This is a genomic window from Brevundimonas sp., assembly GCF_027484365.1.
Lineage (GTDB): Bacteria > Pseudomonadota > Alphaproteobacteria > Caulobacterales > Caulobacteraceae > Brevundimonas.
Genome location: NZ_JAIXTC010000008.1, coordinates 86,188 through 92,464 on the forward strand (window position 1 = coordinate 86,188; position 6,277 = coordinate 92,464).

A 6,277-nucleotide genomic window follows, 5' to 3' on the forward strand; every position below is an offset into this window, starting at 1 on the left:
AAATCGGCGGTGCCATCCTTCAGGGATTTGCAAATCCTGACCAGAGGCGGAATGTCGGCCTCGGTGGCGATCCGGTGCGTCAGCCTCATCGCCCCGACAGCGCGGGCCAGGCGACCCAGGTCCCGACGGCGTAGCAGACGCCATAGACCAGCACGATCAGCGAACTCCACAGCACGAAGGGCGTGACGCCGCCCGGGTTGAGGATCAGGGCCGGGATCAGCACCAGACCCCGCAACAGATAGACCGCCGAGATCAGCACCAGCGCCGTCCGCATCAGCGGCAGGCGCGGAATCAGTCCCGCCCCCGCGAAGGCGTAGGCCGCCCACACGGCCAGCACGGTCGCGATGCCGAGGGTGACGAGGGTCGGCGTCAGCGAGCCCCGCTCCGCCATCCGCGCCATGCCCTCGCCCGCGCCGAAGAACCGGTACCAGGCCGGCCCACCCGCGATGACCGCCAGATGCAGCAGCGACGCCGCCCCGCTGAGCACGCCGCCTGCGATCAGGAACGGGTTCTGCATCGTCGGGTCCGATCAGGTCCGCTGGAAGGGATAGAAGCCCGAGCCGAGCCCGAGGATGCCGGTCAGTTCATCCAGTGCGCCACGGCTCTCCTCGATCAGGGCGGGATCGGCGAGGTCGACGGGCGCCAGGGTGTCCCGGTACCGGCGCCCGGCCCAGGCGGCCAGACGCTCATGCAGGTCCTCGGTCAGCCGCATTGCCGGGTTGGTCGCCGCCAGCTCCGCCTCGTTCAGCACGACCCGCAGCCGCAGGCAGGCCGGCCCGCCGCCGTTGCGCATCGACTGGCGCACATCGACATACTCGACCCGCCCGATCGGCCCGTTCGAGGCGACCAGCCCCTGCGCCACCGTATGGGCCCGGGCGTTGTCCCGCGTCTCCGTCGGACAGATCAGGGTCAGCCGGTCCTCGCCCGGCAGCGAGACCAGCATCGAGTTGAACAGATAGGACGAGATGGCGTCGGCCAGGGGCAGGTCCGCGGAGGATACCTCCACGAACACCGGCTCGAACCCGGTCGCCGCCGCCCGGATCGCGGCATGGGTTCCCGCCATGTCCTCGAACGCCAGCGCGTGGTGGAACAGGGTGTCCAGCGCGCCCACGCAGACCACGTCGTTGTGGAAGGTCCCGCCCGCGATCGCCGCCCGCGACTGTTGCGCCAGCACCGCGCCCGAGGCCCCGTGGCGGCGGGCCACGGCCTCCGACGCCTGCCGCGTCTGTCGGGCAGGGTAGGGCCCGTCCCAGGCCTCGAACGCATCCCGGCCCCAGACCAGCAGATTGACCCCAGCCGCTCCATGCTCCGCGCAGAGCCGCACATGGTTCGCCGCCCCCTCGTCGGACAGGTGGGCGACCGCGGGCAAGGCGTCATGCACCGCGAACCGCTCCGGATCGGGGAACAGGGCCTCCAGAGCCCGCTTCGTCTGCGCATGCTCCAGCGACCGGTGCAGATTGGTATGCAGGTTGGCCGGGGTGAAATGCACCCGCCCGTCGGCCGCGTCCGCGCTCGGTGTCACCGTCGCCGCATTCGCCGCCCACATGGGGCTGGCGGACAGGGCGGCGGCGGCAAAGGCGGGCGCGTCCTTCCAGGCCTGCTCCAGCACCCGGGCGTCGGAACCGGTGAAACCGAGGGTGCGCAGGAATCCGATGTCGGGCCGCTCATGCGGCGGCAGGACGAACTGCGGCAGGCCGAGGTCGGCCAGCCGCTTCATCTTGTCGAGGCCCTGCAGGACGGCGGCGCGGGGATTGGAGGCGTTCCCGGCATTGCCCATGGCGGCCAGGTTGCCGGGGCTGAGCCCCGCATAGGAATGGGTCGGCCCGATCAGGCCGTCGGCATTGGCTTCGATTGCGCCGGTCATCTCAACCCCTTGATCTCGCCCTCGATGTTCTTCACCGCCCCCGCCTCGAAGCTGGCGACCGGATAGGCGCAGTAGTCGGCGGCGTAGTACGCGCTCGGCCGATGGTTGCCCGACGCGCCCAGCCCGCCGAACGGCATATCGCCTGCCGCCCCCGTCGTCGGCCGGTTGAAGTTGACCACCCCCGCCCGGATGCGCCGGATGAACCGCTCCCAGTTCGCCGGATCGTCCGACACCAGTCCCGCCGACAGGCCGTAGCGGGTGGCGTTGGCCGCCGCGATCGCCGCCTCGAAAGAGCCCACGCGCGTCACCGACAGGAAGGGCGCGAACATCTCCTCGTCCGGAACCTCGATCCCCGTCACGTCGAGGATCGCCGGCTTCACGAAGGCGCCCGGCAGGTTGTCGACCGGCCCCGACGCCCGGACCACCCGCGCGCCCAGATCGATCCGCTGCTGCAGGGCCGCCAGCGCCTGCTCCGCCGCCTTCTGCGAGATCAACGGACCGGCATAGGGTTCCGGAGTCGAGTCCCAGGGCGCGAAGATCAGCCGTTCGACCAGGGCGTTGACCGCCTCGACGATCGCATCGCCCTGCGCCCCTTCCGGCACGATCAGCCGCCGCGCGCACGAGCAGCGCTGCCCCGTCGTCACGAAGGCCGACTGCACCACGATGCCCGCCGCGGCCTCCGCATCCGCAGCGTCCCAGACCACCAGCGGATTGTTGCCGCCCAGCTCCAGGGCCAGGATCACATGCGGATCCTCGGCGAACTTCCGCCGGAAATGCGCGCCCGCCGCGCCCGAGCCGGTGAACATCAGGGCGTCGATCGGCTGGTCCAGCAGGGCGGCCCCGACGTCGCGTCCGCCCTGCACCAGGTTGAACACCCCGGCCGGCAGGTCGGCCTCTTCGAGGCATTCGGCGATCAGCTGGCCCGCGTGCGGCGTCTCCTCCGACGGCTTGAACACCACGGTGTCGCCCGCCAGCATGGCCGGGACGATGTGGCCGTTGGGCAGGTGGCCGGGGAAGTTGAACGGTCCCAGCACCGCCGCCACCCCGTGCGGCCGATGCCGCAGGGTCGCGGTGCCGAACGCCGTTTCCGAGGTCCGCTCACCGGTCCGCTCGTCATAGGCGCGGATCGACAGATCGACCTTGCCCGCCATCGATCCCAGCTCGGCCGTGGTCTCCCACGACGCCTTGCCGGTCTCGCGACTGATCGCCTCGGCGAAGGCCGGCGCCCGCGCCTTCAGCGCCGCCTGATACCGCTTCATCGCCCCGACCCGCTCGTCGCGCGGCCGGTCGGCCCAGTCAGGGAAGGCCGCCCGCGCCGCCTCGACCGCTGCCGACACCTGGGCGCCCGACGCCTCGTTCCCGCGCCAGACCCGCGCCTCGGTCGCCGGATCGAACGAGGCGAAGCCGTCGCCCGCGCCCTCGGTCCAGGCTCCGTTCAGATAGAGTTTGCCGTCGGTCATGATTTCACCCGCACAATATCGCCGTCACGCACCTTCAGCGCCGCCGCCGTCTCGGAGGTCACCCGCACCGTCTCACCCTCGATCGCCGCCCGCGCCCGCACGGCCCGGAAGGCTTCCACAGTGTCGGTGGAGACGAGGGCCGGCAGTTCGGCCTCGAACTCCTCGGTCACCACGACCGACAGCCGCCGGGCATCCCGCACCGTCCGGATATGGTCCCTCGGACAGGTCACGGTCGGCCCCGCGTCGAAGATGTCGACCAGTCCGTTCGGCCGGAAGCCCTCGCTCTCCAGCAGGGCCATCGCGGCCACCCCCTGCGGATGCACCTTGCCGATCACCGCCCGCGCCGGTTCGGGCAACAGGTCGACATAGATCGGATGGCGCGGGGCCAGGTCGAGGATGAACTGCTTGTCCGTCGATCCGGTCATCATGTCCGCCTGGTCGAACGGCATGGGGAAGAATTTGTGCGCCACATGGTCCCAGAACGGACAGGCGCCGTCGGGCGTGAACACCCCGCGCAGCTCGGCCAGAACGGTCTCGGCGAACAGCTCGGGCTGGGCCCCGATCAGCATGTAGCGCGACTGGCTCAGCAGCCGCCCGGCGCCGCCCTTGCGCCGGTCCGCCTTCAGGAACAGCGACCCCACCTCGGTCCAGCCCGAGCATTCGTTGACCAGGGTCAGGGTCTGGTGATCCAGCCGGATGCCCAGGGACGGCGACTGGGCCGGATTGTTGGAGATGCGGAACGAGAAGAAGGGCCGCTTGAGCCCGACGGTCGCCTTGACGCTGGCGATGCCGTCGACGTCGCCGGTGTCGGTCTCCTCCATCATCAGGGTGAACCAGCGCTCCTGCACCGGCAGGACGCCGGTGAAGCTGTCGCGGCTCACGTCCAGCCGGTCCGAAAGCTGGTCCGGATCTTCGGGCAGGCTGGTGAAGCCGGGCCCAGACAGGATGGCCAGTTCCAGCAGGTGGTCGAGGTCGGCGGGACCGGCGGGACGGACGACGAGCATGCTTACAGAGTCTCCAGACGCAACTGTTTGAGCTTCAGCGCATCGATCTCGCCGGAGGCGATCTTGCACAGCATCAGGCACGACAGCTGCGCCCGCTCGACGAAACTGTCGGGCCAGGCGAACTCTTCCGGCGAATGGATCAGCCCGCCGCGCACCCCGAGGGTGTCGATATTGGGCAGGCCGGCGGCATGCAGGTTGTTGCCCTCGCACACTCCGCCCGACGGCGACCAGGCGATGGCCTGACCCAGCAGGGCGCCGGTCTCGCGCACCGCTTCGAACAGGGCGGTCTGGCTGGCGTCCATCGGCTTGGGCGCCCGCGTCATCCCGCCGTGCAGGTCCAGCGTCAGCCCCGTGAACGGCGGCGTCGAAACGATCTCGCCGATCGCATCGGTGATCCAGGCCGAGGCCTGGGCATCGGGCACGCGGACATTGAACCGGACCACGGCGTTGTCGGCCACGACGTTCAGGGCCCCGCCGCCCGAGATGCGGGCGACATTGACCGTGACGCCTTCGCGTCGCCCGTTCAGTCCATGCAGGGCCGCCGCGATCATGGCCGCCCCGGCCACGGCGTTGGCGCCCTCGTGGAAGGCGCGGCCGGCATGGGCCGCCTTGCCGGTGACGATCAGGTGGAAGTTGCCGCTGCCCTTGCGCGCCCCGGCCAGGGTCCCGTCCGCCAGGGCCGGTTCATAGGTCATGCCGACATGCCCGCGCGCGCCGAGCCCGGCCAGCAGCGGGGCGGAGGCCGGCGACCCGATCTCCTCGTCCGGCGACAGCAGGACGGTCCAGCCGACCCGCTCCCGGTCCGGATGGGTCTCGAACGCCGCCAGGGCGCCGAGCATGACGGAGATGCCGCCCTTCATGTCGGCGATCCCGGGCCCGTTGAGCGCGCCGTCCGGCCGCGTGAGCACGCTCTGGAAGGCGCTGTCGGCCGGATAGACGGTGTCATAGTGGCCGGTCAGGACGACCTGGATCGGCGCCTCAGGCCGCGCCGTGAGCTTCAACGCATCGGCCCGCGCCTGCGGCCGTACCGACCCGTCATCGCCGACGGTGGAGAAGCCCTGGGTGGGGATGCGCTCCACCTCGGCCGGCAGTCGTCCTGCCTCCGCCTCCAGCAGGGCGAGGGTCGCATTCAGACCCTCCGCATGATCGCTGCCGGAGTTGACGTTCGCCCATCGAACCGCGCGGTCGATCAGATCGGCCTCGCCCCGCCCGACCAGGTCGAGGGCGGCCTGATCCTGTGGGAGAATCCGCATGAGGTGACTTCTAGCCGGGGCGAAGAGAAAGGTGAAGGCGTTGCTCCTTTTCCCCTCTCCCCCTGCGGGAGAGGGAGGCGGCGCACGAGAGCGCAGCGATCGTCCTGGCGCCGGCGGGTGAGGGGTCGCACCGGCCGTTCCGTTCAACCCCGGAAGCCTTCACTCCGATCGCGGTACAACCCCTCATCCGTCCGCTACGCGGCCACCTTCTCCCGCAAGGGGAGAAGGAAGAGCACCCCATACCCATCAACACATCCCCCCGGGACCCCAACGAATTCAACGCCCGGCTCTATCTATAGCCTTTATGTGCGCCCCCTTCCGAACCCGGCGTACACTTCCCTCCGTCCCGTCGCGTGGGGAAGGCGTCCTGGGCCCAGGACCCGGACGTGCGGCGGGGCGCGATCGAGCGGGAAACTGTATCGCTGCGCGCGGCCGAGGACCCTGATCCGGCGAAAACCTGGATCTGTGGAGGCGCGAACCGGCGCTGATGCAGGACTGTCCACGGGGTGACAAACCGTGGAGCCCGGAGGGCCCTGACACCCTCCGCCCGTCGCGGGCCTAGGCCGGACTGGGTTTAAGCGGCGCAAAGCGTGGGGGTCGAAAACGACACAGACCTCACAGGCTGCACGAAGCCCGTCACCGGCCGCTCGCGTGAACCGGTCGCGACGGAGCCCCGGCGCGAGCCGAAAATTCTCA

At 70.3% G+C, this 6,277-nt stretch carries 5 protein-coding genes; all 5 read right to left on the reverse strand.

What is annotated here, in order from left to right; genetic code table 11:
- Window positions 1-85: 85 nt before the first annotated feature.
- Genes Q0044_RS03755 through Q0044_RS03775 form a run of 5 tightly spaced genes read right to left on the reverse strand, consistent with a single transcriptional unit; the run spans window position 86 to window position 5,581 of the window.
- Window positions 86-517 (reverse strand): hypothetical protein, encoded by a 432-nt coding sequence (locus Q0044_RS03755; protein WP_298159763.1) that lies wholly within the window; start codon window positions 515-517, stop codon window positions 86-88.
- A gap of 12 nt (window positions 518-529) precedes the next feature.
- Window positions 530-1,864 (reverse strand): N-succinylarginine dihydrolase, encoded by a 1,335-nt coding sequence (gene astB, locus Q0044_RS03760; RefSeq protein ID WP_298159764.1) that lies wholly within the window; start codon window positions 1,862-1,864, stop codon window positions 530-532.
- Window positions 1,861-3,324, reverse strand: coding sequence for a succinylglutamate-semialdehyde dehydrogenase (gene astD / locus Q0044_RS03765; protein WP_298159767.1), 1,464 nt, complete (start codon window positions 3,322-3,324; stop codon window positions 1,861-1,863). Before astD ends, astB begins: the two co-directional genes overlap by 4 nt.
- Window positions 3,321-4,328, reverse strand: coding sequence for an arginine N-succinyltransferase (astA, locus tag Q0044_RS03770; protein WP_298159770.1), 1,008 nt, complete (start codon window positions 4,326-4,328; stop codon window positions 3,321-3,323). The genes astD and astA overlap by 4 nt, the downstream gene beginning before the upstream one ends.
- Before the next feature lie 2 nt (window positions 4,329-4,330).
- Complete coding sequence (locus tag Q0044_RS03775) at window positions 4,331-5,581, reverse strand: hydrolase (protein WP_298159773.1); 1,251 nt, start codon at window positions 5,579-5,581, stop codon at window positions 4,331-4,333.
- Between the last annotated feature and the right edge of the window lie 696 nt (window positions 5,582-6,277).